At 66.7% G+C, this 21,477-nt stretch carries 19 protein-coding genes; 13 read left to right on the top strand and 6 right to left on the bottom strand.

Going from position 1 to position 21,477, the window contains the following annotated elements:
- Positions 1 to 2 precede the first annotated feature (2 nt).
- Both ACIGJC_RS06720 and ACIGJC_RS06715 read right to left on the bottom strand, forming a co-directional pair.
- Entirely contained in the window at positions 3 to 3,113 is a 3,111-nt protein-coding gene (locus tag ACIGJC_RS06720) for an efflux RND transporter permease subunit (RefSeq protein ID WP_483711230.1), read from the bottom strand.
- A gap of 9 nt (positions 3,114 to 3,122) precedes the next feature.
- On the bottom strand, positions 3,123 to 4,319 hold the full coding sequence (locus ACIGJC_RS06715; protein WP_483711229.1) for an efflux RND transporter periplasmic adaptor subunit: 1,197 nt from the start codon (positions 4,317 to 4,319) through the stop codon (positions 3,123 to 3,125).
- 426 nt (positions 4,320 to 4,745) lie between these two features.
- Between ACIGJC_RS06715 and hpnD the strand changes: the two genes are divergently transcribed.
- Positions 4,746 to 5,582, top strand: coding sequence for a presqualene diphosphate synthase HpnD (gene hpnD / locus ACIGJC_RS06710; protein ID WP_483711228.1), 837 nt, complete (start codon positions 4,746 to 4,748; stop codon positions 5,580 to 5,582).
- Between the two features lie 91 nt (positions 5,583 to 5,673).
- The gene (locus tag ACIGJC_RS06705) at positions 5,674 to 6,939 is read left to right on the top strand and encodes a Zn-dependent hydrolase (protein WP_483711227.1); all 1,266 of its coding nucleotides are present in this window, start codon (positions 5,674 to 5,676) and stop codon (positions 6,937 to 6,939) included.
- Positions 6,940 to 6,961: 22 nt separating this feature from the next.
- Here the strand turns inward: ACIGJC_RS06705 and ACIGJC_RS06700 are convergent, their stop codons facing one another.
- Both ACIGJC_RS06700 and ACIGJC_RS06695 read right to left on the bottom strand, forming a co-directional pair.
- A complete protein-coding gene (locus ACIGJC_RS06700; RefSeq protein ID WP_483711226.1) occupies positions 6,962 to 7,315 on the bottom strand; it encodes a hypothetical protein in 354 nt (117 codons plus the stop codon).
- On the bottom strand, positions 7,299 to 7,610 hold the full coding sequence (locus tag ACIGJC_RS06695) for a hypothetical protein (protein ID WP_483711225.1): 312 nt from the start codon (positions 7,608 to 7,610) through the stop codon (positions 7,299 to 7,301). Before ACIGJC_RS06695 ends, ACIGJC_RS06700 begins: the two co-directional genes overlap by 17 nt.
- Between ACIGJC_RS06695 and ompR the strand changes: the two genes are divergently transcribed.
- From ompR to ACIGJC_RS06665, 6 genes are all read left to right on the top strand, one after another.
- Positions 7,593 to 8,315, top strand: a complete 723-nt coding sequence (gene ompR, locus ACIGJC_RS06690; RefSeq protein ID WP_010810107.1) for an osmolarity response regulator transcription factor OmpR — start codon at positions 7,593 to 7,595, stop codon at positions 8,313 to 8,315. The two genes, ACIGJC_RS06695 and ompR, sit on opposite strands and share 18 nt — an antisense overlap.
- Positions 8,316 to 8,336: 21 nt before the next feature.
- Positions 8,337 to 9,686, top strand: a complete 1,350-nt coding sequence (locus ACIGJC_RS06685; RefSeq protein ID WP_483711224.1) for an ATP-binding protein — start codon at positions 8,337 to 8,339, stop codon at positions 9,684 to 9,686.
- 255 nt (positions 9,687 to 9,941) lie between these two features.
- Positions 9,942 to 11,240, top strand: coding sequence for a tricarballylate/proton symporter TcuC (gene tcuC, locus ACIGJC_RS06680; protein ID WP_483711223.1), 1,299 nt, complete (start codon positions 9,942 to 9,944; stop codon positions 11,238 to 11,240).
- A gap of 258 nt (positions 11,241 to 11,498) precedes the next feature.
- A complete protein-coding gene (locus tag ACIGJC_RS06675; RefSeq protein WP_483711222.1) occupies positions 11,499 to 12,047 on the top strand; it encodes a peroxiredoxin in 549 nt (182 codons plus the stop codon).
- A 107-nt stretch (positions 12,048 to 12,154) separates the two neighbouring features.
- Positions 12,155 to 12,676, top strand: coding sequence for a carboxymuconolactone decarboxylase family protein (locus ACIGJC_RS06670; RefSeq protein WP_483711221.1), 522 nt, complete (start codon positions 12,155 to 12,157; stop codon positions 12,674 to 12,676).
- A 156-nt stretch (positions 12,677 to 12,832) separates the two neighbouring features.
- Positions 12,833 to 13,405: a GNAT family N-acetyltransferase gene (locus ACIGJC_RS06665; protein ID WP_483711220.1), complete on the top strand. Its 573-nt coding sequence runs from the start codon at positions 12,833 to 12,835 to the stop codon at positions 13,403 to 13,405.
- 36 nt (positions 13,406 to 13,441) lie between these two features.
- Here ACIGJC_RS06665 and ispF read toward each other — a convergent pair whose 3' ends face one another.
- Both ispF and ispD read right to left on the bottom strand, forming a co-directional pair.
- The gene (ispF, locus tag ACIGJC_RS06660) at positions 13,442 to 13,951 is read right to left on the bottom strand and encodes a 2-C-methyl-D-erythritol 2,4-cyclodiphosphate synthase (protein WP_483711219.1); all 510 of its coding nucleotides are present in this window, start codon (positions 13,949 to 13,951) and stop codon (positions 13,442 to 13,444) included.
- A 3-nt stretch (positions 13,952 to 13,954) separates the two neighbouring features.
- Positions 13,955 to 14,710, bottom strand: coding sequence for a 2-C-methyl-D-erythritol 4-phosphate cytidylyltransferase (ispD, locus tag ACIGJC_RS06655; RefSeq protein WP_483711218.1), 756 nt, complete (start codon positions 14,708 to 14,710; stop codon positions 13,955 to 13,957).
- Between the two features lie 187 nt (positions 14,711 to 14,897).
- On the opposite strand from ispD, the gene mfd reads away from it, so the two are divergent.
- The 5 genes from mfd (at position 14,898) to ACIGJC_RS06630 (ending at position 21,476) form a co-directional block, all read left to right on the top strand.
- Positions 14,898 to 18,347 carry a transcription-repair coupling factor gene (gene mfd / locus ACIGJC_RS06650; RefSeq protein ID WP_483711217.1) on the top strand — a complete coding sequence of 1,150 codons (3,450 nt, stop codon included), beginning with the start codon at positions 14,898 to 14,900 and terminating at the stop codon, positions 18,345 to 18,347.
- Between the two features lie 85 nt (positions 18,348 to 18,432).
- Positions 18,433 to 19,647: an acetylornithine deacetylase gene (gene argE, locus ACIGJC_RS06645; protein ID WP_483711216.1), complete on the top strand. Its 1,215-nt coding sequence runs from the start codon at positions 18,433 to 18,435 to the stop codon at positions 19,645 to 19,647.
- A gap of 198 nt (positions 19,648 to 19,845) precedes the next feature.
- Positions 19,846 to 20,700, top strand: a complete 855-nt coding sequence (gene serB / locus ACIGJC_RS06640) for a phosphoserine phosphatase SerB (protein ID WP_483711215.1) — start codon at positions 19,846 to 19,848, stop codon at positions 20,698 to 20,700.
- Between the two features lie 177 nt (positions 20,701 to 20,877).
- Complete coding sequence (locus ACIGJC_RS06635) at positions 20,878 to 21,177, top strand: hypothetical protein (protein ID WP_483711214.1); 300 nt, start codon at positions 20,878 to 20,880, stop codon at positions 21,175 to 21,177.
- A 5-nt stretch (positions 21,178 to 21,182) separates the two neighbouring features.
- On the top strand, positions 21,183 to 21,476 hold the full coding sequence (locus ACIGJC_RS06630; protein WP_483711479.1) for a hypothetical protein: 294 nt from the start codon (positions 21,183 to 21,185) through the stop codon (positions 21,474 to 21,476).
- Position 21,477: the final 1 nt, after the last annotated feature.

Genomic DNA, 21,477 nt, shown 5'->3' with positions numbered 1-21,477 from the left:
CCTCAAGCCGTCACCGCCCCCGCCCCCGCCTCCGGCTTCGCAACCCGGAACCATGCCGCATACAACGCCGGCAGGAACAGCAGCGTCAGGACTGTGGCGATGATCAGTCCGCCCATGATGGCCACGGCCATCGGTCCCCAGAACAGCGAGCGCGACAGCGGGATCATGGCCAGCACGGCAGCTGCGGCGGTCAGGATGATCGGACGGCAGCGCCGCACCGCCGCTTCCACAATGGCGTTCCACGCCGGCACGCCGGCCTTGACGTCCTGTTCGATCTGGTCCACCAGGATCACCGAGTTGCGGATGATCATGCCCAGCAGCGCCGTGATGCCCAACTGCGCAACGAAGCCCATCGGCGCACGCAGCAACAGCAGCGTGGCGGCGGCCCCGATCAGCCCGAGCGGGCCAGTCAGGAACACCATCAGCGTGCGCGAGAAGCTGTGCAACTGGAGCATGAGCAGCGTGAAGATCAGGAAGATGCACAGCGGCAACTGCGCCGCGATCGATGCACCCGCCTTGCCGCTCTCTTCCTCGGCACCGGCCACCGTAATGCGATAGCCCGGCGGCAGCTGATCGCGCAGCTTGTTGAGCAGCGGATCGATCTGCGCGGTCACGGTGGGCCCCTGGATGCCGTCCACCACATCCGCCTGCACGGTCACGCCGAAGTCGCGATTCTCGCGCCAGATCACGCCCGGCTCGGAGCGCAGCGACAGCCGCGCCACCTGGGTGAGCGGCACGACACGGCCGGTGTTGGTCGGCACCTGGATATTGCCGAGGTCGGACATGGCGTCGCGCTCGTTGCGCGGCGTGCGCATCATGATGTCGATCAGCTTGTCGCCGTCGCGATACTGACCCACCGGAATGCCGGTCAGCACCGTCTGCATGACGCGCGCGATCGAGCTGGTGGTCACGCCCAGCGAACGAGCCTTGTCCTGGTCGATCTCCAGGCGCAGCATCTTGACGCTCTCATTCCAGTTGTCGTTCACGCCGACCGTGTTGGGGTTCGCGCGCATCAGCGCCTTGACCTGGTCGGCGAGCTGGCGCACGCCGGCGGCGTCGGGGCCAATCACGCGGAACTGCACCGGGTACGCCACCGGCGGCCCGTTGGGCAGCAGCTTGACACGCCCGCGCAACTGCGAGAACTGGCTGTTCAGCACCGCGATCACGCGCTGGCGCAGCGCGTCGCGCGCTTCGGCGCTGACCGGCATCACGATCACCTGCGCCACGTTGCTTTGCGGGAAGATCTGGTCCAGCGGCAGGTAGAAGCGCGGCGTGCCGCTGCCGACAAAGGTGGTCAGGCTCTGCACGTCGCGGTCCTGGCGCATGGCGGCTTCGAAGCGCTTGGCTTCGGATTCCATCTGGGCAAAGCTGGTGCCTTCCGGCATCCACAGCTCGACCATCAGCTCGGGCCGGCTCGAGTCCGGGAAAAACTGCTTCTCGACGAACTTGAATGCGTACAGGCCCAGCGCGAACGTCACCAGGGTGATCGCGATGACGGTCTTGCGCCAGGTCACGCACCAGTCCACCAGGCGCCGGAAGCCCGTGTAGAACGGCGTATCGAAAACCTCGTGGTGCTCGCCGCCTCCCGGCCGCGACTTGAGCAGCAGGTAGCCCAGGTAAGGCGTGAAATAGACGGCCGCCAGCCATGACAGCACCAGGGCCAGAGCGGTCACGGCGAAGATGGCGAAGGTGTATTCGCCGACCGTGGATTTCGCCAGGCCGACCGGCAGGAACCCGGCAGCCGTGATCAGCGTCCCGGTCAGCATCGGCATGGCCGTGGAGGTATAGGCGAAGGTCGCGGCCTCCATCTTCGACAGCCCCTCCTCCAGCTTGCGCACCATCATCTCCACGGCAATGATGGCGTCATCGACGAGCAAGCCCAGCGCCACGATCAGCGCGCCCAGCGATATCTTGTGCAGGCCGATGCCAAAGATGTTCATGAACAGGAACGTCACCGCGAGCACCAGCGGGATGGTCAGTGCCACCACCAGGCCGGGGCGCACATCGAGCCGCAGCGGCCGCGTATGCAGGCCCAGCGAGACAAAGCTGACGCCGAGCACGATGACCACGGCCTCGATCAGCACATGCACGAACTCGCCCACCGAGCGCTTTACGGCCTGCGGCTGGTCCTGCACCTGGTCCATCTCGATGCCGACCGGCAACTGGCCGCGCAGGCGTTCGAACGCGCCGCGCAGGTTCTTGCCCAGCTCGATGATGTCGCCGCCCTTCGCCATCGAGATCCCGAGCCCGATGACATTCTTGCCGTTGTACCGCATGGTGCTCTGCGGCGGATCGACATAACCGCGGTACACATGCGCAATGTCGCCCAGGCGGATATTGGCGATGCCGTTCGGTCCCCGCAGCACCAGGTTCTCGAGATCCGACACGCTGGCGAACTGGCCCGTCACGCGCACCTGCAGATTGTCGGTCGGCGTGACCAGCACGCCGCTGCCGTTCAGGTTGTTCTGCTGCGTGATCTGGTCGGCAATGGCATTGATGTCGAGCCCGAGCTGGGCGAACCGTGCCTGGTTGAACTCGATGTAGATCTTTTCGTCCTGCAGGCCGAGCAGCGACACCTTGGCCACGGCGGGCACGCGCAGCAGTTCCTGGCGCACCAGGTCGGCATACTCGCGCAATTCCTTGTAGTTGAAGCCATCGGCCGACAGCGCGTAGATGCTGCCGTACACGTCGCCGAACTCGTCATTGAAGTACGGCCCGCGCACGCCGGCCGGCAGCGTTTGCGCGATGTCGCCGATCTTCTTGCGCACGGTGTACCAGATCTGCGGCGTCTCCTTGGCCGGAGACGTGTCCTTGAGCTGGAAGATGACCGTGGTCTCACCCGGCTTGGAAAAACTGCGGATCTTGTCGGCGTACGGCACTTCCTGCAATTGCCGCTCGATCTTGTCGGTGACCTGCACCGCGATCTGCTCGGCGGTAGCGCCGGGCCAGAACGCCTGCACCACCATCACGCGGAAGGTGAACGGCGGGTCTTCGTCCTGGCCCAGGCGGAAAAATGCCAGCATGCCGGCCAGCAACAGCACCACCAGCAAATAGCGCGTCAGCGGCTGGTGTTCCAGGGCCCAGCGCGACAGATTGAAGCGGGAATGATCCATGCCGCGGCCTCAACCCTGCTGCGGCGCCGAAGCGGCCCCAGGCGCCGAGGCCGGCGCAACGGTCTGCATCGGCCTGACCTTCTGCCCCGGCTTGAGCAAGTGCACGCCGGCCGTGACGATGGTCTGCCCCGGGGCCAGGCCCTGGCGCACTTCGATTTCGTTGCCCACCGGGTCACCCAGCGTCACCTGGACCGGCCGGACCGTGCCGGCGGCCGGGTCATAGATCCAGACCTGGTTGCGGCCTTGCTCCTGCAGCAGCGCGGTCAGCGGCACGCGTACTGCGGGCGCTGCGCCAGTGCGCACGAAGGTCACGACAGCGGTCATGCCGAGCTTGAGATCAGCCGGCGGGTTGGGCACCGACACGCGCGTGGCGTAGGTGCGGGTCACGGGATCCGCGGCAGCGGCGATCTCGCGCACGCGTGCGGGCAGCGCGCGGCCGGGGTCGGCCCATGTGCGCACCGTCACGTCGGTCGTGCCTCGCAACAGCTCGACCTCGTCTTCCGGGAGCCCGATGGCCACTTCCTTTTCGGCGGTCTGTGCCACGCGGATCACCGGCTGACCGGGGGTGATGACCTGGCCGACCTCCGCGTCCACCGCGGTCACCACGCCGTCGGCATCGGCCAGCAGTACGGCATAGGCGGTCTGGTTGGCCTGGCTGCGCAATCCCGCCGAGGCCTGCTTGACGCGGGATTCGGCGGCATCGAAGGTGGCCTGGCGCCGATGCTGCTCGGCAGCGCTGATAAAGCCCTTGGCGAAGAGTTCGTTGTAGCGCTTGAGGTCGGAAGCGGCCAGGTCGCGGTCCGTGCGGGCCGCCTCGTACTGGGCGCGCGAGCCGGCTTCGGCCAGCGACAGGTCGGTCGGGTCCAGCCGGGCCAGCGGCTGCCCCTTGCGCACCATGGCGCCGACGTCGACCAGCCGCGCCGCGATCTTGCCGCCCACACGGAAGCCCAGCCGTGATTCGATGCGTGGCCTGACATCGCCCGAGAACTCGAATGCGGTCTTGCCCGTGTGCTGGCTCAGTTGCTGCAACCGCACCGGCCGAACTTCCGGCGCCGGCTCGCTCTTCTTGCCGCAGCCGGCCAGCGCGAAGGCCACGCCGACCAGGACGACAACGCCCAGCCGGACCAGCCGGGGCCTGAATGAGAAGCAAGGAACAATCTGGGAACGAACGGCCGCAACTTCCGGCATTTGGCAATGCACTGGCATGGATAAGCAGCGAATCGGACAACGTGGGAAAGGCTGGCGCAGCCGGCCTGAGCGCCCCATAGCACACAAACTATAAGCGATGGATGAAGGCCGGCAGTTAAATAACTGGCCGGTCAGCAATATAGCGAGCCCCCTCAGGTGCGTCAAACGGCCTGCGACGAAACAGCCGGAATGGCTACCGAAGCTTTCCTCCAACCGGATGAACAGCGTGACATGCGTACACCCGAGCGGCGACTTGCCCATCCAGGGAGCCAGCGGGTTAGTGATAACGCAATGCTACAATCCGGCGCTCCGCTGGCGCCAACTACGCCAGCAGGCGGGGACACCAACCACCCGTGCCGCATGCCATCGGGCGCCCATCGGACCGCGGCGTTGGCATCAGGCCCGGCCCGCCCGCCTCCCCTACCTCATCAGACCGAGACCGGCGTGACGCCCGATCAGTATTGCCAAGAGAAGGTCGCCCAGAGCGGCTCCAGCTTCTATTACAGTTTCCTGTTCCTGCCCGCGGAACGCCGTCGCGCCATTACGGCGCTGTATGCCTGGTGCCGCGAAGTCGACGATGTGGTCGACGACACCCATGACCCCGCACTGGCCCACCAGCAACTCGACTGGTGGCGCGGTGAACTGCGCCGTCTCTTCGAGGGCGAGCCGACCCACCCCGTGACGCAGGCGCTGCAGCCTCACGTCAAGGCCGCCGGCCTGCCGCATGCCGAGATGTCCGAGGTCCTGGACGGCATGGAAATGGACCTGGCCCAGACGCGCTATCTCGACGAGACCGGCCTGAACCGCTATTGCCACTGCGTAGCCGGCGTGGTCGGCACGCTCAGCGCGCGGCTGTTCGGATACTCCGAGGCGCGTACGCTCGTGTTCGCCGAAAAGCTGGGGCTGTCGCTGCAACTGGTCAACATCCTGCGCGACGTCGGCGAGGACGCGCGCCGTGGCCGCATCTACCTGCCCGTGGATACGCTGCAGCGATTCCAGGTGCCAGCTTCCGAGATCTTGCAGGGCAAGCATTCCGAGCGCTTTGTCGCGCTGATGCAGTACCACGCCGGACGCGCGCGCACCCTGTACCGCGAAGCGCTGGAACTGCTGCCGCGCCAGGACCGCCGCGCCCAGCGCGCCGGCCTGCTGATGGGGGCCATCTACCACGCCCTGCTCGACGAAATCGAACGCAGTGACTTCCAGGTGCTGAACCAGCGCATCGCGCTGACCCCGCTGCGCAAGCTGTGGATCGCCTGGAAGACATGGCTGCGCAATAGCTGAATCCGGCCGCTGAAATCAACGATGTGGCGGCCCGCACGCGGGGCCGCCACCAATATCTGCCCTGGCCTTGCGCCATATGGCACCCCCAGCCATGACCGACAACCTTCATCCGCTCGGACAGAGCATCCTGGATCGCGCCGAAGCGCTCGCGCAATTCTCCGACCTGGAGGGCGGGCTTGCCTGCGCATTCCTCACACCCGCCCACCGATCCGCCCAGGCCCTGCTGGCGCAGTGGATGGAAGCGGCCGGCATGCAGGTGCGCATCGATGCCATCGGCAACGTGATCGGCCGGTATGCCGCCGACCCCGCTGCCGGCGGCGACGCGCGCGTGCTGATGACCGGCTCGCACTTCGACACCGTGCGCAATGGCGGCCGCTATGACGGGCGCCTGGGCATCCTGCTTCCGATCGCGGTGGTGGGCGCGCTCCACGCGGCAGGCATCCGCCTGCCCTACCATCTCGACGTCGTCGGCTTCGCCGAAGAGGAAGGCCTGCGCTTCAAGACGAGTTTCCTGGCCAGCAGCGTGCTCGCCGGGCGCTTCGATCCGGCGCTGCTGGCCAGGACGGACGCCGACGGCGTGACGATGCGCGAAGCGCTCGCGGCCTCCGGCCTGCCGGGCCATGGCGAACTCGCGGCACTGCAGGCCGCCGCCGTGGATTCGGCCGCCTTGCTCGGCTTTGTGGAAGTCCATATCGAACAGGGGCCGGTCCTGCTGGACAAGGGCCTGGCGCTCGGCGTCGTGACCCAGATCGCCGGCAGCAGCCGCTTCCAGGTGCGGGTCGAGGGACAGGCCAGCCATGCCGGCACGACACCGATGGGGATGCGCCGCGACGCCGCCGCAGGCGCCGCCGAGATGATCCTGCTGGTCGAAACGCGGTGCAGCGCGGTGCCAACACTGGTCGGTACGGTCGGCCAGCTGCAGATACCCGACGGCTCGAGCAATGTCATTCCGGCGGCCTGTACCTTCTCGATGGACATCCGCGCGGGAGAGGATGGCATTCGCGAGGCCGCCATTGCCGACATCGTCGCCGGCATCCGGCAGATCGCCGCGCGGCGCGGTTTGTCCGCCCACGTGGACCGGGTCAGGCCGGTGCAGAACGCGCCGTGCGCGCGCTGGCTGATGGACCAGTTCGGCGCAGTGCTGCGCAAGCGCGGCCTGCCTGCCTTTGAGCTGCCCTCCGGCGCGGGCCATGATGCGATGATGATGCAGCGCATCACCGACGTCGCCATGCTGTTCGTGCGTTGCGGGAACGGCGGCATCAGCCACAACCCGCTGGAAACCATCACCGCTGAAGATGCGCAGCTTGCCGCCGAGGTGTTCGTGGATTTCCTGCGCCACTTCCAGCCGCAGGACTGAGCGCGCGAAGCGCCGGGCGGCGTCAGCTGCCCCGGTACATTTCGCGGCCGAGATCGTAGAGGTTCTGGCGCAGCTTGCGGCGCTCGTCCGGCGACAGGCTGGAGCCGGAGCGGCCCTGGTGGCTGCTGCGCTCGGCCTCGCGCTGCTCGGCGCGATGGCGTTCGGCGCGGGTGCGCGCCTCGCGCTGGCTTGCCCCCGGGTCGCTGGCGTGGGTGGATGGGCGCTCATGGCCCTGCAGCAGATTGGCCATGCCGGCCGACTGGGCGTGGGCCGGCCGCGGCGCCGCGCACAGCCACAGCGCCGTACCGACGAGCACCAGACAGGCGCCGACGGCGCCGTGCAAGGTCAGCCCATGCCGGTTACGGTTCACTTTCATCGATAATGGCGTTTTTGGCTTCGGGATTTGCAGCCGTCTGACTGCTCGAAGCCGGAAAATTCGGTACCCCGTCCGTGCAAACGCCGCAATGCAATTTGCGGCTGGCCGCAGATAATCCGGTGGCAATACCCGCGTCAACCGGATAATGATGCAGGGCACGAAAGACGGTATGGCAGTGTAATGGCATGGTTCGTGCACGCTGCCATACCACAGGGTAAAGTATGTAACGTTTTGTTAAGCCATTTTGAGCGAAAGCGATAGTCGCTAAGATACCGCCATGGAAAATACCAGCCACAAGATTCTCGTCGTGGACGACGACCCGCGCCTGCGCGATCTGCTGCGCCGCTATCTTGGCGAACAGGGTTTTACGGTACTGGTGGCGGAGAATGCCACCGCCATGAACAAGCTCTGGCTGCGCGAGCGCTTTGACCTCCTGGTGCTTGACCTGATGATGCCCGGCGAAGACGGCCTGTCCATCTGCCGCCGGCTGCGTGGCGCCAACGACCAGACGCCGATCATCATGCTGACCGCCAAGGGCGAGGATGTAGACCGCATCGTCGGCCTGGAGATGGGCGCCGACGACTACCTGCCGAAGCCGTTCAACCCGCGCGAACTGATTGCGCGCATCCACGCCGTGCTGCGCCGCAAGGGGCCCGCCGAAGTGCCTGGCGCGCCGTCGGAAACGCCCGAGACCTTTGCCTTCGGCGATTTCGTGCTGAACCTGGCCACCCGCACGCTGACCAAGAACGACGAGGAAATCACCCTGACCACGGGCGAGTTCTCCGTGCTCAAGGTGTTTGCCCGCCATCCGCGCCAGCCGCTGTCGCGCGAGAAGCTCATGGAAATGGCGCGCGGCCGCGAATACGAAGTGTTCGACCGCAGCCTGGACGTGCAGATCTCGCGCCTGCGCAAGCTGATCGAGCCCGACCCGAGCAACCCGCGCTTCATCCAGACGGTATGGGGCCTGGGCTACGTGTTCATTCCAGATGGCGTGAAGTAAGACAGTCGGCCGCTCACCATCGTGCCGACCGTCATTGGCCGTACGGCCACGCGTTTCTTTGGTTCGCTGTTCTGGCGAACCTTCATGCTGATCGCGCTCCTGCTGGCCATTTCGCTGGGCATCTGGTTCCAGAGCTACCGGCTGTTCGAGCGCGCCCCGCGCGCGCAGCAGATCGCCATGCAGGTTGTCAGCGTGGTCAAGCTCACGCGCGCGGCCCTGCTCTATTCGGACCCGGCGCGGCGCCGGTTCCTGCTGCTCGACCTGGTGCAGAACGAAGGCATCAAGGTCTATCCGCGCGAAAAGGATGACGATTTCGCCGCGCCGACCGCCAACCCGTTCCTGACGCAGCTGGTGCAGCAGGAGATCCGCAGCCGGCTGGGCGAGGACACGGTGCTGGCCACCACCGTCAACGACATTCCCGGTGTGTGGGTCAGCTTCGAGATCGAGGGCGACGACTACTGGGTGGCGATCAGCCCCGAACGGTTCGAACGGGTGTCCGGCATCCAGTGGTTGTGGTGGAGTATTGCCGCGCTGCTGCTGTCGATCATCGGCGCCGCGTTCATTACCGCGCGCGTCAACTATCCGCTCAAGCGCCTGGCCAATGCCGCGCGCGATATCGGCGCGGGTGGCGACCCGCCCTACTTGCCCGAGCATGGCGCCAGTGAAGTCGCTGTGGCCAACCATAGCTTCAACCAGATGGTGCGCGACCTGCGCCAGCTCGACGACGACCGCGCGGTGATGCTGGCCGGCATCTCCCACGACCTGCGCACGCCGCTCACGCGCCTGCGCCTGGAAACCGAGATGTCGCCGGCGGACAGCGCCACGCGCGACGCGATGATCACCGACATCGAGCAGATGGACGCCATCATCGGCCAGTTCCTGAACTACGCACGGCCGCCCCTCGATATGGTCGAGCCCGTGGACCTGTCGGCGCTGGTCAACGATGCCGTGGGCGTCTATGCGGCGCATGACGATGTGCGCGTGGCGGTGCACGCGACCGAGCCGGTCATGGCCGTGGCCAATCGCATGGAGGTCCAGCGCATCCTCGACAACCTGGTCGAGAACGCGCGCCGCTATGCCAAGGACGACGAAACCGGCATCGCCGAAGTCGAGATCACGACGAAGCTCGACGACAAGGACGCCGTGCTCACCGTGGCGGACAACGGCAAGGGCGTGCCGGAGGCGCAGCTTTCCTTGCTGACGCGGCCGTTCTACCGCCTGGACAGCGCGCGCAGCGAAGCCAAGGGAGCAGGCCTTGGCATGTCGATCGTCAACCGCATTCTGCAGCGCAACGGCGGAAGGCTGGTGCTGTCCAACCGCTCCGCGCCGGATACCGGCCTGGTCGTCAGCGCCTGCTTCCGCCGCGCCTGATGACGCGGCACTCACCGCACACCCGCAGCGATACGCCTGTCCGCTGACAGGTTTTCGACAGCTGCTGATAGGTATCCGTAAGGTATTTGACAGGTCAATGACAGCGCCGCGGCGCACACTGGCGCCGGTCAGCAGGGCCGATGCAAACGCATCTCCCCAGCCATGGCATTGCCTGCTGTCTCCTACCCCACGCCTGGCTGGCTCACCGAACAATCATGCGCCGGAACCCACCGGCGTCGTCCGAGAGAGACAGCCATGTCAGAGACCTCCCAATCCTCCGGCCAGCAGCACGGGTTCAAGACCGTGTTCCGCGTGGTCAGCGGCAACTTCCTGGAAATGTACGACTTCATGGTGTACGGCTTTTATGCCGCCGCCATTGCCAGGACATTCTTCCCCAGCGGCGACGAGTTCGCCTCGCTGATGCTGTCGCTGGCGACCTTCGGCGCCGGCTTCCTGATGCGCCCGCTGGGCGCCATCGTGCTGGGCGCCTACATCGACCATCACGGCCGCCGCAAGGGCCTGATCGTCACGCTGGCGCTGATGGCGGCGGGCACGCTGCTGATCGCCTGCGTGCCGGGCTATGCCTCGATCGGCGTGGCTGCGCCATTGCTGGTACTCGCGGGGCGCCTGCTGCAGGGCTTCTCGGCCGGCGTGGAACTGGGCGGCGTCTCGGTCTACCTGTCGGAGATTGCCAAGCCGGGCCGCAAAGGCTTTTACGTGAGCTGGCAATCGGCCAGCCAGCAGGTGGCGGTGATCTTCGCCGGCCTGCTCGGCGTGGTCCTGCACGCCACGCTGGCGCCGCAGCAAATGGATGACTGGGGCTGGCGCGTGCCGTTCCTGATTGGCTGCCTGATCGTGCCGTTCCTGTTCCTGATCCGCCGTTCGCTCGAAGAGACCGAGGCATTCAAGACCCGCAAGCATCGCCCGAGCATGCGCGAGATCTACCGCTCCATGGCCGAGAACTGGCGCATCATCGTGGCCGGCTGCATGATGGTCGTGATGACCACGGTGTCGTTCTACATGATCACCGCCTACACGCCCACGTTCGGCAAGACGGTGCTCAAGCTCGACGACGTCGACAACCTCATCGTCACGATGTGCGTGGGCCTGTCGAACTTCATCTGGCTGCCGCTGATGGGCGCCGTGTCCGACCGGATCGGGCGCAAGCCGCTGCTGGTGTTCTTTACCGCCGCCACGCTGCTGACCGCCTACCCTGCCGTGTCGTGGCTGGTGGCCGAACCTTCGTTCTCGCGCCTGCTGATGGTGGAACTGTGGCTGTCCTTCCTGTACGGCAGCTATAACGGCGCAATGGTTGTCACGCTGACCGAAGTCATGCCGCCGGCCGTGCGCACCGCGGGCTTCTCGCTCGCCTACAGCCTGGCCACGGCACTGTTCGGCGGCTTCACGCCGGCCATTTCCACGTACCTGATCCATGCCACCGGCAACAAGGCCGCACCGGGCCTGTGGCTGATGTTCGCCGCCGCCTGCGGCCTGGTTGCGACCCTCATCATCTTCCGCGCCCAGCGCGGCCAGCCGGCCCTGCGCCCCGCCTGATACCGCTGTGCCGCTTCTTGCCACGCCGGCCCGCATGGGCTGGCCGTGGCATACTTCCCGCTTCGCAAGTTGTCATGCGCGACGATTAGGATTGCCATGCCGCGCGCCTATCGGGCTGTTTGAGATTTTCAATTAGCCCTGCAGTGCGGGCTGGCGCATAATCTCGCCTTGTCGCGGTGCACCGAGACTCAGGCCCCGGCCAGTGGCAGGTTCATCGCATTTGCACACTCCCTCTTCAACCGTATCAGGAGAAAGTCTATGAAGACCGTTGGTGACAAGCTCGAAGCCTTCCACGTCGTTGGTGTCAAGCCGGGTTTCAACAACCATGAGGAAAACGGCCAGTCGGCTTTCGAAGACATCACCGAAAAGTCGTTCGAAGGCAAGTGGAAGATCATCTACTTCTACCCGAAGGACTTCACGTTCGTGTGCCCGACCGAAATCGTGGCCTTCGCCAAGCTGAACGGCGACTTTGCCGACCGCGACGCGATCGTGCTGGGCGGCTCGACCGACAACGAGTTCGTGAAGCTGGCATGGCGCCGCGAGCACAAGGACCTGAACAAGCTGGACCAGTGGCAATTCGCCGACGTGACCGGTTCGCTGATCGACCAGCTGGGCGTGCGCGACCACGCCGCCGGCGTGGCGCTGCGCGCGACCTTCATCGTCGACCCGGACAACGTGATCCAGCACGTTTCGGTGAACAACCTGAACGTCGGCCGCAACCCGGACGAAGTGCTGCGTATCCTGGACGGTCTGCAAACGGACGAACTGTGCCCGTGCAACCGTGCCGTCGGCGGCGCAACGCTGTAATCGCTGCAAGGTTGCCGGTAATTCTCGGCGACCCGCGGAGGGGCACCCCCCTCCGCCCCAAACCCGCAGAGGCGGGTTTTTTGAGCCCCGATCGATAGGAGAATTAAATGGAATTCCTTAGCACGATTAAGAATCTCATCCCCGACTACGCCAAGGACATTCGCCTGAACGTCGACGGCACGATTGCACGCTCTTCGCTGGAGGGCAACGACGCCGTCGGCGTGGCGCTGGCCGCCGCGTTCGCCGCGCAGAGCAAGGTGCTGGTGGATGCGATCCGCAACGCCAACGTGCTGTCGGCCGAGGAAGTCAATGGCGCGCTCACCGCTGCCGCGCTGATGGGCATGAACAACACCTGGTATCCGTACATCGAAATGGCGGATGATCCGGACCTGGCCAGCCAGCCGGCCGGCCTGCGCATGAACGCGTACGCGACCCACGGCGGCGTGGACAAGCGCCGCTTCGAAATGTACGCGCTGGCCGCCTCGATCATCGGCAAGTGCCATTTCTGCGTGAAGTCGCACTACCAGCTGCTCAAGAACGAGCAAGGCATGACCGCGCAGCAATTGCGCGACGTCGGCCGCATCGCCGCGGTGATTGCCGCGGCGGCCAACGTGATCGCCGCCCAGTAAGGCGGCCATCGTTACCACAACGGCCGGCCGCTTCCCAGTGGGAGTTGGCCGGCTGTTTGCACGGTGCAACCGCTGCCGGCCCTGACCGCTCCACTCGTGCAGCGAACGGCCTACAATCGAGGCAGGACAATGCACTCAGGCATCCGCCCCCGCACCATGAGCATCCTGCCTTCACCGACTTCCCCGCGCTTCCACTACCGTCTGGCCACCGTACAGGACTGGGGCGATATTGCCGCGGTCACGCAGCAGGCCTATTCGCAGTACGAACTCGAGATCATGGAGGACTGCCGCGCCTCCTTCCAGCGCGGCATGCAGGCCGTGCTTGCCGCCAGCCACCCCGACATGGAATGGTGGGTGGCCGAGACCGAACACGGCATTGCGGGCGCCGTGCTGTTCTGCCATCCCGGCGCGACGCTGCCGGCGCTGGACGGCAGCACCATCACGCTGACCCAGCCGGAGGCCCGGCTGCTTTCCGTGAGCCCGCAGGCCCGGGGACTGGGGCTGGGCCATACGCTGATGCAGATCTGCATCCAGCGCGCACGCGATATCGGCGCGCCCACCCTGCTGGTGAGAACCATGCCGGAAATGGGCTCCGCCAACCGCCTGTGCCAGCAGATGGGATTCGCCAAGCGAACCGAGGCCGGTGCCCGCACCGGCGCAATGGCCCGGCTGATCGACTACAGCTACGGCATCACGCCCGAGAACGCACCGGCGCCAGCCAAGGCATAAGCGGCGACCGCCAACGCCGGCGGTCGCCGGTCCCGCTCAGTCCTGCGCGCCGGTGGCCGCGCCGCGCCAGATCAGGACCGCGGCCTGCGCCACGATGCCTTCCTGGCGCCCTTCGAAACCCAGCTTCTCGTTGGTCTTTGCCTTGACGTTGCAGCGCGCCGCCGGCACGCCGAGATCCGCTGCAATGTTCGCCACCATGCCCGCGATATGCGGTGCCAGCTTGGGCTGCTGCGCGATGACCGAGGCATCGACATTGCCGATCTCGTAGCCGGCCTCGCGCACACGCCGCGCGGCTTCGCGCAGCAGCACGCGGCTGTCCGCGCCGGCGAACTGCGCATCCGTGTCCGGGAAATGCCGCCCGATATCGCCGAGCCCAGCCGCGCCGAACAGCGCGTCGGTTATGGCGTGCAGCAGCGCATCGGCATCGGAGTGCCCGAGCAATCCCCGGTCATGCGGAATATGCACGCCACCCAGGATCAGTTTGCGGCCGGGCACGAGCGCGTGGACGTCATAGCCCTGCCCCACGCGGATATCAAATGGCATCATCGATCAGGCTCCTGAATCGGCCGAGCGCGCCGGCGCGGTGCCTAGCAGCACCTCCGCCAGCGCGAAATCTTCGGGATAGGTCACTTTGAAATTGCGCAGCGAACCGTTGACCAGGCGCGGATGCAGGCCCAGCCGTTCGATCGCGCTGGCCTCGTCGGTCACCACGGCGCCGGCGGCCAGCGCGTCCTGCAGGGCCTGGCGCAGCACGCCAAGCCGGAACATCTGCGGCGTCTGGGCCTGCCAGAGCCCGTCGCGCGGCACCGTGGTGCCGATGCGCGTGCCGGCGTCGGCGCGCTTGAGCGTATCGGGCACGGGCACCGCCAGGATGCCGCCGATGGCGGCATCGGGATCATCGTCGCCATCGCTTTCCACCGAGCGCACCAGCGTATGGATCATCGCCGGCGTCAGCCCCGGACGGGCCGCGTCGTGTACCAGCACCCAGTCGGTGTCGACGGCGCCAAGCTGCGCCAGGTGATGCAGGCCTGCCAGGACCGAGGCATGGCGCGTATCGCCGCCGACAAAGGCCGTATCGAAGCGCAGGCCGGCAAAAACGCCGGCGCCGAAGCGCGACTCCAGCGGCATGTCGTCAGGCGCCAGCACCAGCGCCGTGGCGCTGATGGCGTCACAGGCCGAGAACGCCGCCAGCGCGTACCAGATCATGGGCCGGCCGGCGATGGGCTGGTATTGCTTGGGCACGGGGCCACCGGCGCGGCTGCCGGTACCGGCACAGGGAATCAGGGCGAAGCGGCGGTCTGGCACAGGATCGGAATCAAGTGGAAATGCGTTGGGGACGGCATGGCGGCGGCAGCGCCAGGACCGGAGCGCATTCTATAATACGGCCCTTGTTTGCCGCCATGCCGCCACGGCATGCGGCGCACGCCATACCCCCGCCCGCGCTGCCGGCGGGGCGTTGCCGTTCGTTGTCGTCTTCCCGACCGCTGCCCCGATGCCTGACGCCGCTCCCGCCTTTCCCTTCGCCACCCTGCCCCTGGTCAAGCCCGGGCTGCGCCACAATGTGGCCAGCCTGCACGGCTCCGCCGACGCACTGGCCATGGCCGCCTACGCGCGCCAGCATCGCGGCCGCGTGCCGATGCTGGCCGTGGTGTGCGCCAACGCGGTCGACGCCCAGCGCCTGGCCGATGAAATCCCGTGGTTCGCGCCGGAACTGCGCGTGCGCCTGCTGCCGGACTGGGAAACGCTGCCCTACGACAGCTTCTCGCCCCACCAGGACCTCGTCTCCGAACGGCTGGCGACCTTGCACGATATCCAGGGCGGCCAGTGCGACGTCATGCTGGTGCCGGCCTCGACGGCGCTCTACCGTCTCGCGCCCCCGTCCTTCCTGGCGGCCTACACCTTCTTCTTCAAGCAGGGCGAGCGGCTGGACGAGGCCGCGCTGAAGGCGCAGTTCACGCTGGCCGGCTACGAGCACGTCAGCGCAGTGATGCGGCCGGGCGAGTACAGCGTGCGCGGCGGCCTGATCGACCTGTACCCGATGGGCTCGGCGCTGCCGTACCGTATCGACCTCTTCGGCGACGAGATCGAGACCATCCGCGCGTTCGATCCGGACACCCAGCGCAGCCTGTACCCGGTCAAGGAAGTGCGCCTGCTGCCGGGGCGCGAATTCCCGCTCGACGAAGCCGCGCGCACCGCATTCCGCGGCCGCTGGCGCGAGGTGTTCGAAGGCGATCCGACCAAGTCGCCGATCTACAAGGACATCGGCAACGGCGTGCCTTCCGCGGGCATCGAGTACTACCTGCCGCTGTTCTTCGAGTCCAGCGCGACGCTGTTCGACTACCTGCCGGCCGAGACCCAGCTCGCCTTCGTCGGCAAGGTCGACGAAGCGATCCGCCGCTTCTGGGCCGACACCACGCCGCGCTACGACTTCATGCGGCATGACCGCGAGCGTCCGCTGCTGCCGCCGTCCGAGCTGTTCCTGTCCGAGGAGCAGTTCTTCATCGCAGCCAAGCCGCTCGCACGGCTGGTGCTGCAGGCAGAATCCGCCGCGGACCAGCCCGCCTTCGCCGCGAGCGTGCCCGACGTCTCGGTGAACCGGCGCGCGGAAGACCCGCTCGTGAACCTCGAATCGCTGCTGCTCGACAAGGCCACGCGCGTGCTGATGTGCGCCGACACCGCCGGCCGCCGCGAGACCCTGCTGCAGCTCTTCGCCGAAAGCGGCCTGCGTCCGCAGCAAGTGGACGACTTTGCCGCCTTCCTGGCCGGCGAATCGCATTTCAGCATTGCCGTGGCGCCGCTGCACAGCGGCTTCGTGCTGCCGGATGCAAAGCTGGCCTTCGTGACGGAGGCCGAGCTCTACGCCGGCACCGCGCGCCGTGCCGGACGCCGCAAGCAGGAGCAGGCCACCGCCGTCGATTCGATGGTGCGTGACCTGGCCGAGCTGAAGATCGGTGACCCGGTGGTGCACAGCGAGCACGGTATCGGCCGCTACCACGGCCTGGTGTCGCTCGACCTGGGCCAGGGGGAAGAGGAATTCCTGCACCTGGAGTACGACAAGAGCAGCAAGCTGTACGTGCCGGTGCACCAGCTCCATGTGATCTCGCGCTACTCCGGCGCCGATCCGGAAACCGCGCCGCTGCACCACCTGGGCTCGGGCCAGTGGGACAAGGCCAAGCGCCGGGCCGCGCAGCAGATCCGCGACACCGCCGCCGAACTCCTGAACCTGTATGCGCGCCGCGCCGCCCGCGAGGGCTTTGCCTTCCCGCTCTCGCCCAAGGACTACGAGACCTTCGCCGAGAGTTTCGGCTTCGAGGAAACGCCCGACCAGGCCGCCGCCATTGCCGCCGTGATCGCCGACATGACCTCGGGCAAGCCGATGGACCGCCTGGTGTGCGGCGACGTGGGCTTCGGCAAGACCGAGGTCGCGCTGCGCGCCGCCTTCGTGGCGGTGCTCGGCGGCAAGCAGGTGGCCATGCTGGCGCCGACCACGCTGCTGGCCGAACAGCATTTCCAGACGCTGTCGGACCGCTTTGCCGAATGGCCGGTGCGCATCGTCGAGCTGTCGCGCTTCAAGACCAAGAAGGAAATCGACGCAGCGGTAAAGCAGATCAACGAGGGCGCGGTCGATATCGTGATCGGCACGCACAAGCTGCTCTCGGACGAGGTGAAGTTCCAGCGGCTGGGGCTCGTCATCATCGACGAGGAACACCGCTTTGGCGTGCGGCAGAAGGAAGCGCTGAAAACGCTGCGCGCCGAGGTCGACGTGCTGACGCTGACGGCCACGCCGATCCCGCGCACGCTGGGCATGGCGCTGGAGGGCCTGCGCGATTTTTCCGTGATCGCCACGGCTCCGCAGAAGCGGCTGGCCATCAAGACCTTCGTGCGGCGCGAGGAAGACGGCGTGATCCGCGAGGCCATCCTGCGCGAGCTCAAGCGCGGCGGGCAGGTCTACTTCCTGCACAACGAGGTCGAGACCATCGAGAACAAGCGCGCCAGGCTGGCCGAACTGGTGCCGGAAGCGCGCATTGCGGTAGCGCACGGCCAAATGCACGAGCGCGAGCTGGAGCGCGTGATGCGCGACTTCGTTTCGCGGCGCGACAACATCCTGCTGTGCACCACCATCATTGAGACCGGCATCGACGTGCCGACCGCCAACACCATCCTGATCCACCGCGCCGACAAATTTGGCCTGGCACAGCTGCACCAGCTGCGCGGACGGGTCGGGCGATCGCACCACCAGGCTTATGCCTACCTGCTGGTGCATGACGTGGACGGCCTGACCAAGCAGGCGGGGCGCCGGCTCGAGGCCATCCAGCAGATGGAGGAGCTGGGTTCGGGCTTCTACCTGGCCATGCATGACCTGGAGATCCGCGGCGCCGGCGAAGTGCTCGGCGACAAGCAGTCGGGCGAGATCCACGAGATCGGCTTCCAGCTCTACACCGACATGCTCAACGCGGCCGTCAAGGCGCTCAAGGCCGGCAAGGAGCCGGACCTGATGGCGCCGCTCGCTGCGACCACCGAGATCAACCTCGGCACGCCCGCGCTGTTGCCCAACGACTATTGCGCCGACGTGCATGAACGCCTGTCGCTGTACAAGCGCCTGGCCAACTGCGAAGCCCCGGACCGCGTGGACGACATCCAGGAGGAGCTGATCGACCGCTTCGGCCGCATGCCGCCGCAGGCACAGGCGCTGGTGGAAACGCACCGGCTGCGCATCGCCGCGGCGCCGCTGGGCGTGCGCAAGATCGATGCGAGTGAGGCGGCGATCAGCGTGCAGTTCGTTCCGAACCCGCCGATCGACGCGCTCAGGATCATCGAGCTGGTCCAGAAGAACCGCCATATCAAGCTTGCCGGGCAGGACAAGCTGCGCATCGAGGCCAAGATGCCAGACGTGGCCATCCGCGCGCAGACCATCAAGCTGACGCTGCGCGCGCTCGCATAGTCGGTGCTGCAGGGCGTCTGGCCCGCCGGCCGCGGCGGGTGTAGCATCGGGTACTTCACCCATCGGTCCACGCCGCCCCCGCCCCATGCAAGCCGATATCAAATGCAAGATTTCCGCCCCCGAAGCCATCGCGCCGCGTGGCAGCGCGCTGGAATGGACGCAGCGGCTGGTGGCGTACGACACCACCAGCCGCCATTCCAACCTGGGACTGATCGAATCCGTGCGGGACCACTTCCTCGCGAAAGGACTGCGGCCCCACCTGAGCTACAACACCCAGCGCGACAAGGCCAACCTGTTTGTCACGGTGCCCGCCGCCAGCGGCGAAACCAACGGCGGCATCGTGCTGTCCGGCCACACCGACGTGGTGCCGGTGGACGGCCAGAACTGGTCCACCGATCCGTTCAAGCCCGTGGTGCGCGACGGCAAGCTCTATGGCCGGGGCACCTGCGACATGAAGGGCTTCATCGGCACCAGTCTCGCGCTGCTGCCTACGCTGCTCGACGCGAAGCTGCGCCAGCCCGTGCATTACGCGCTGTCGTTCGACGAAGAGATCGGCTGCATGGGTGCGCCCTACCTGCTCGCCGAATTGCGCGAGCGCGGCGTGCGGCCGGCCGGCTGCATCGTGGGCGAGCCCACCAGCATGCGCGTGATCGTCGCGCACAAGGGCATCAATGCCTACCGCTGCTGCGTCAGGGGCCAGGCCGCGCACTCGTCGCTCACGCCGCGCGGCGTCAATGCGATCGAGTACGCCGCACGGCTGATCTGCTTCATCCGCGACATCGCCGATGAATTCAAGGCCAATGGCCCTTACGACCAGGCCTTCGACGTTCCCTTCACCACCGCGCAGACCGGCACGATCCAGGGCGGCATCGCGCTCAATACCATCCCCGCGCTGTGCGAGTTCGTATTCGAGTTCCGCAACCTGCCCGGGGTCGATCCCGAGGCGCTGTTCGCGCGCATCGCGTCGTACGCCAGCGACGTGTTGCTGCCAAAGATGCGGGCCGAACACGCGGACACTGACCTCGTCATCAGCAAGATCGCCGCCGCGCCATCGCTGGATGTGGCCGAGCAGGAAGCCATTACGCAACTCGTGCGCGCGCTCACCGGAGATCGCGAGACCAGCAAGGTGGCCTACGGCACCGAGGCGGGATTGTTCCAGCGCGCGGGGATTCCGGCGGTGGTGTGCGGGCCCGGCGATATCCAGCAGGCGCACAAGCCGGACGAGTTTGTCTCGCTGGAACAGATGGCGGCGTGCGAGGCATTCCTCCATAAGGTCGTTGACAGCTTGCGGGTGGGCTGAAGAAGCCCTCGACTGTTATGTGGACGAGCCGGCGCTTGTGAATGGCGTGCGCTCATTGTCCAACCCGATGGCAGCCTACATGACCATGGCACAGTGCCGGCTCTCTTCGGGCCGCGGGCGGGAACCTGATCAGCGATTACAATGTCGCCTTTGCCGTCCCGCCCTCCGGCGCGCCGCCCTGATCCGCCTGCTGCTGTCATGCCCCTGATTCTCCAGAGTACCCGCCCGCTCGCTTCCGACGACCTGACCGCCATCCGCGCCTTCGCGCGCGCCTCCGAGCCCGTGCTGCGCAGCGAAACCGTGGCGGCTGCCGAAGATTGCGCCCCGCTTACCCCGGCGCTGCGCGACACGCTGGACGACTACTGCGGTCCGCGCGCAATCGACTGGGCCGTCGTGCAGGCCGGCCCCCGCCTGTCGGACTTCCGCCTGGTGGCCATGGACATGGACTCCACGCTGATCACGATCGAGTGCATCGACGAGATCGCCGATTTCTGCGGGCTGAAGGCCGAGGTTTCCGCCATCACCGAAGCCGCCATGCGCGGCGAGATCACCGACTTCAACGAAAGCCTGCGCCGCCGCGTCGCCCTGCTCAAGGGGCTGGACGCCAGCGTACTGGACCGCGTCTACGAAGAGCGCCTGCGCCTGTCGCCGGGCGCCGAGCGCATGCTGCAGACCGTCCAGGCGCTGGGCCTGCGCACGCTGCTGGTGTCGGGTGGCTTTGTCCACTTTACCGAGAAGCTCAGGGCACGCCTGAAGCTCGACGTGACGCGCGCCAACACGCTGGAAATCGTCGATGGCAAGCTCACGGGCAACGTGGTCGGCGAAATCGTCAATGCCGACGTCAAGGCGCGCACCGTGCAGGAAGTGTGCGCGCAGATCGGCGCCACGCCTGACCAGGCCATCGTCATGGGCGACGGCTCCAACGACCTCAAGATGATGGCCGTGGCCGGCCTCTCGGTGGCTTTCCGCGCCAAGCCCATCGTGCGCGCCCAGGCAAGCGTTGCCTTCAATCACGTCGGTCTGGACGGCCTCCTGGCGCTGTTCCCGCACTGAATCCACTCTGCACTGGCGGCGCCTTCGGGACCGCCAGTCGCTTCCCGCTTTACTTCCCCTGCCACAGCTTTATCGCGCCGGCGTGCGTCGATGCCCCTCTCCGCCCTGGCGCAATTCGCCATCACAAATACTAATCATTCTCATTTATACTTGCATTTTCCTTTTACGATTCAGCCTATGGAAGCCTGCGCGGTCCTGCTTGGACTCCTCGCGGCCGCCTGCCTTTACCTGGCGGCGCCCAACCAGGTCTTGCTGCCCTCACCGCAGAACGGCCGCGGCTGGCGGCAGGTGCCCCGGTTGTGTGGCTGGCTTGGGCTGGGGTTGACGGTCCTGAGCACCTGGCTGTGGAGTCAGGCCCAGGGCTGGCCCGTAGCTGTCGCCGCGAACCTGGCGATCGTTCCGACGGGCCTGTCCCTCTGGCCCTTTATCGGCGCGTATATGAACGCGAGGCGGCCGGCGGCCGAAGGGCGAGCATGAGCGGCATGGGCACGAAATGGCTGGCCGGCACCGTACTGGGGCTGCCGCTGTCGGTCGCGCTGTGCACGCTGGCCATCCTGGGGCTGCCCGGCGGCTGGGAAAGCGGTGTGGTTGCTGCAGTCGTGACATGCCTGCCGCTGTGGGTCGCCATCCTTTGCTGCAGCCTGCTGTTCCGCTCCAGCCGCGCCGCATGGCTGTGGCTGGGGGGCGCGAACCTGCTGTGCTTCGGGCTGCTGTGGGGATTGCGCCTGCTGCAGGTGGCACCCTCGGCCGCCCTCGCCTCGTTGTCGGCTTCCTGAG

It is taken from the genome of Cupriavidus sp. C3SS-1 (genome assembly GCF_057073755.1).
The sequence above is the reverse complement of the archived record's forward strand: the minus strand, read 5'-3'. Positions and strand labels throughout refer to the sequence as shown.

Bases quoted from the DNA above. Each gene is read 5' to 3' on its own strand.
- ACIGJC_RS06720 (WP_483711230.1), bottom strand. From the start codon at position 3,113: ATGGATCATTCCCGCTTCAATCTGTCGCGCTGGGCCCTGGAACACCAG.
- ACIGJC_RS06715 (WP_483711229.1), bottom strand. From the start codon at position 4,319: ATGCCAGTGCATTGCCAAATGCCGGAAGTTGCGGCCGTTCGTTCCCAG.
- ACIGJC_RS06705 (WP_483711227.1), top strand. From the start codon at position 5,674: ATGACCGACAACCTTCATCCGCTCGGACAGAGCATCCTGGATCGCGCC.
- ACIGJC_RS06700 (WP_483711226.1), bottom strand. From the start codon at position 7,315: ATGAAAGTGAACCGTAACCGGCATGGGCTGACCTTGCACGGCGCCGTC.
- ompR (WP_010810107.1), top strand. From the start codon at position 7,593: ATGGAAAATACCAGCCACAAGATTCTCGTCGTGGACGACGACCCGCGC.
- tcuC (WP_483711223.1), top strand. From the start codon at position 9,942: ATGTCAGAGACCTCCCAATCCTCCGGCCAGCAGCACGGGTTCAAGACC.
- ACIGJC_RS06675 (WP_483711222.1), top strand. From the start codon at position 11,499: ATGAAGACCGTTGGTGACAAGCTCGAAGCCTTCCACGTCGTTGGTGTC.
- ACIGJC_RS06670 (WP_483711221.1), top strand. From the start codon at position 12,155: ATGGAATTCCTTAGCACGATTAAGAATCTCATCCCCGACTACGCCAAG.
- ACIGJC_RS06665 (WP_483711220.1), top strand. From the start codon at position 12,833: ATGAGCATCCTGCCTTCACCGACTTCCCCGCGCTTCCACTACCGTCTG.
- ispF (WP_483711219.1), bottom strand. From the start codon at position 13,951: ATGATGCCATTTGATATCCGCGTGGGGCAGGGCTATGACGTCCACGCG.
- mfd (WP_483711217.1), top strand. From the start codon at position 14,898: ATGCCTGACGCCGCTCCCGCCTTTCCCTTCGCCACCCTGCCCCTGGTC.
- argE (WP_483711216.1), top strand. From the start codon at position 18,433: ATGCAAGCCGATATCAAATGCAAGATTTCCGCCCCCGAAGCCATCGCG.
- serB (WP_483711215.1), top strand. From the start codon at position 19,846: ATGCCCCTGATTCTCCAGAGTACCCGCCCGCTCGCTTCCGACGACCTG.
- ACIGJC_RS06635 (WP_483711214.1), top strand. From the start codon at position 20,878: ATGGAAGCCTGCGCGGTCCTGCTTGGACTCCTCGCGGCCGCCTGCCTT.
- ACIGJC_RS06630 (WP_483711479.1), top strand. From the start codon at position 21,183: ATGGGCACGAAATGGCTGGCCGGCACCGTACTGGGGCTGCCGCTGTCG.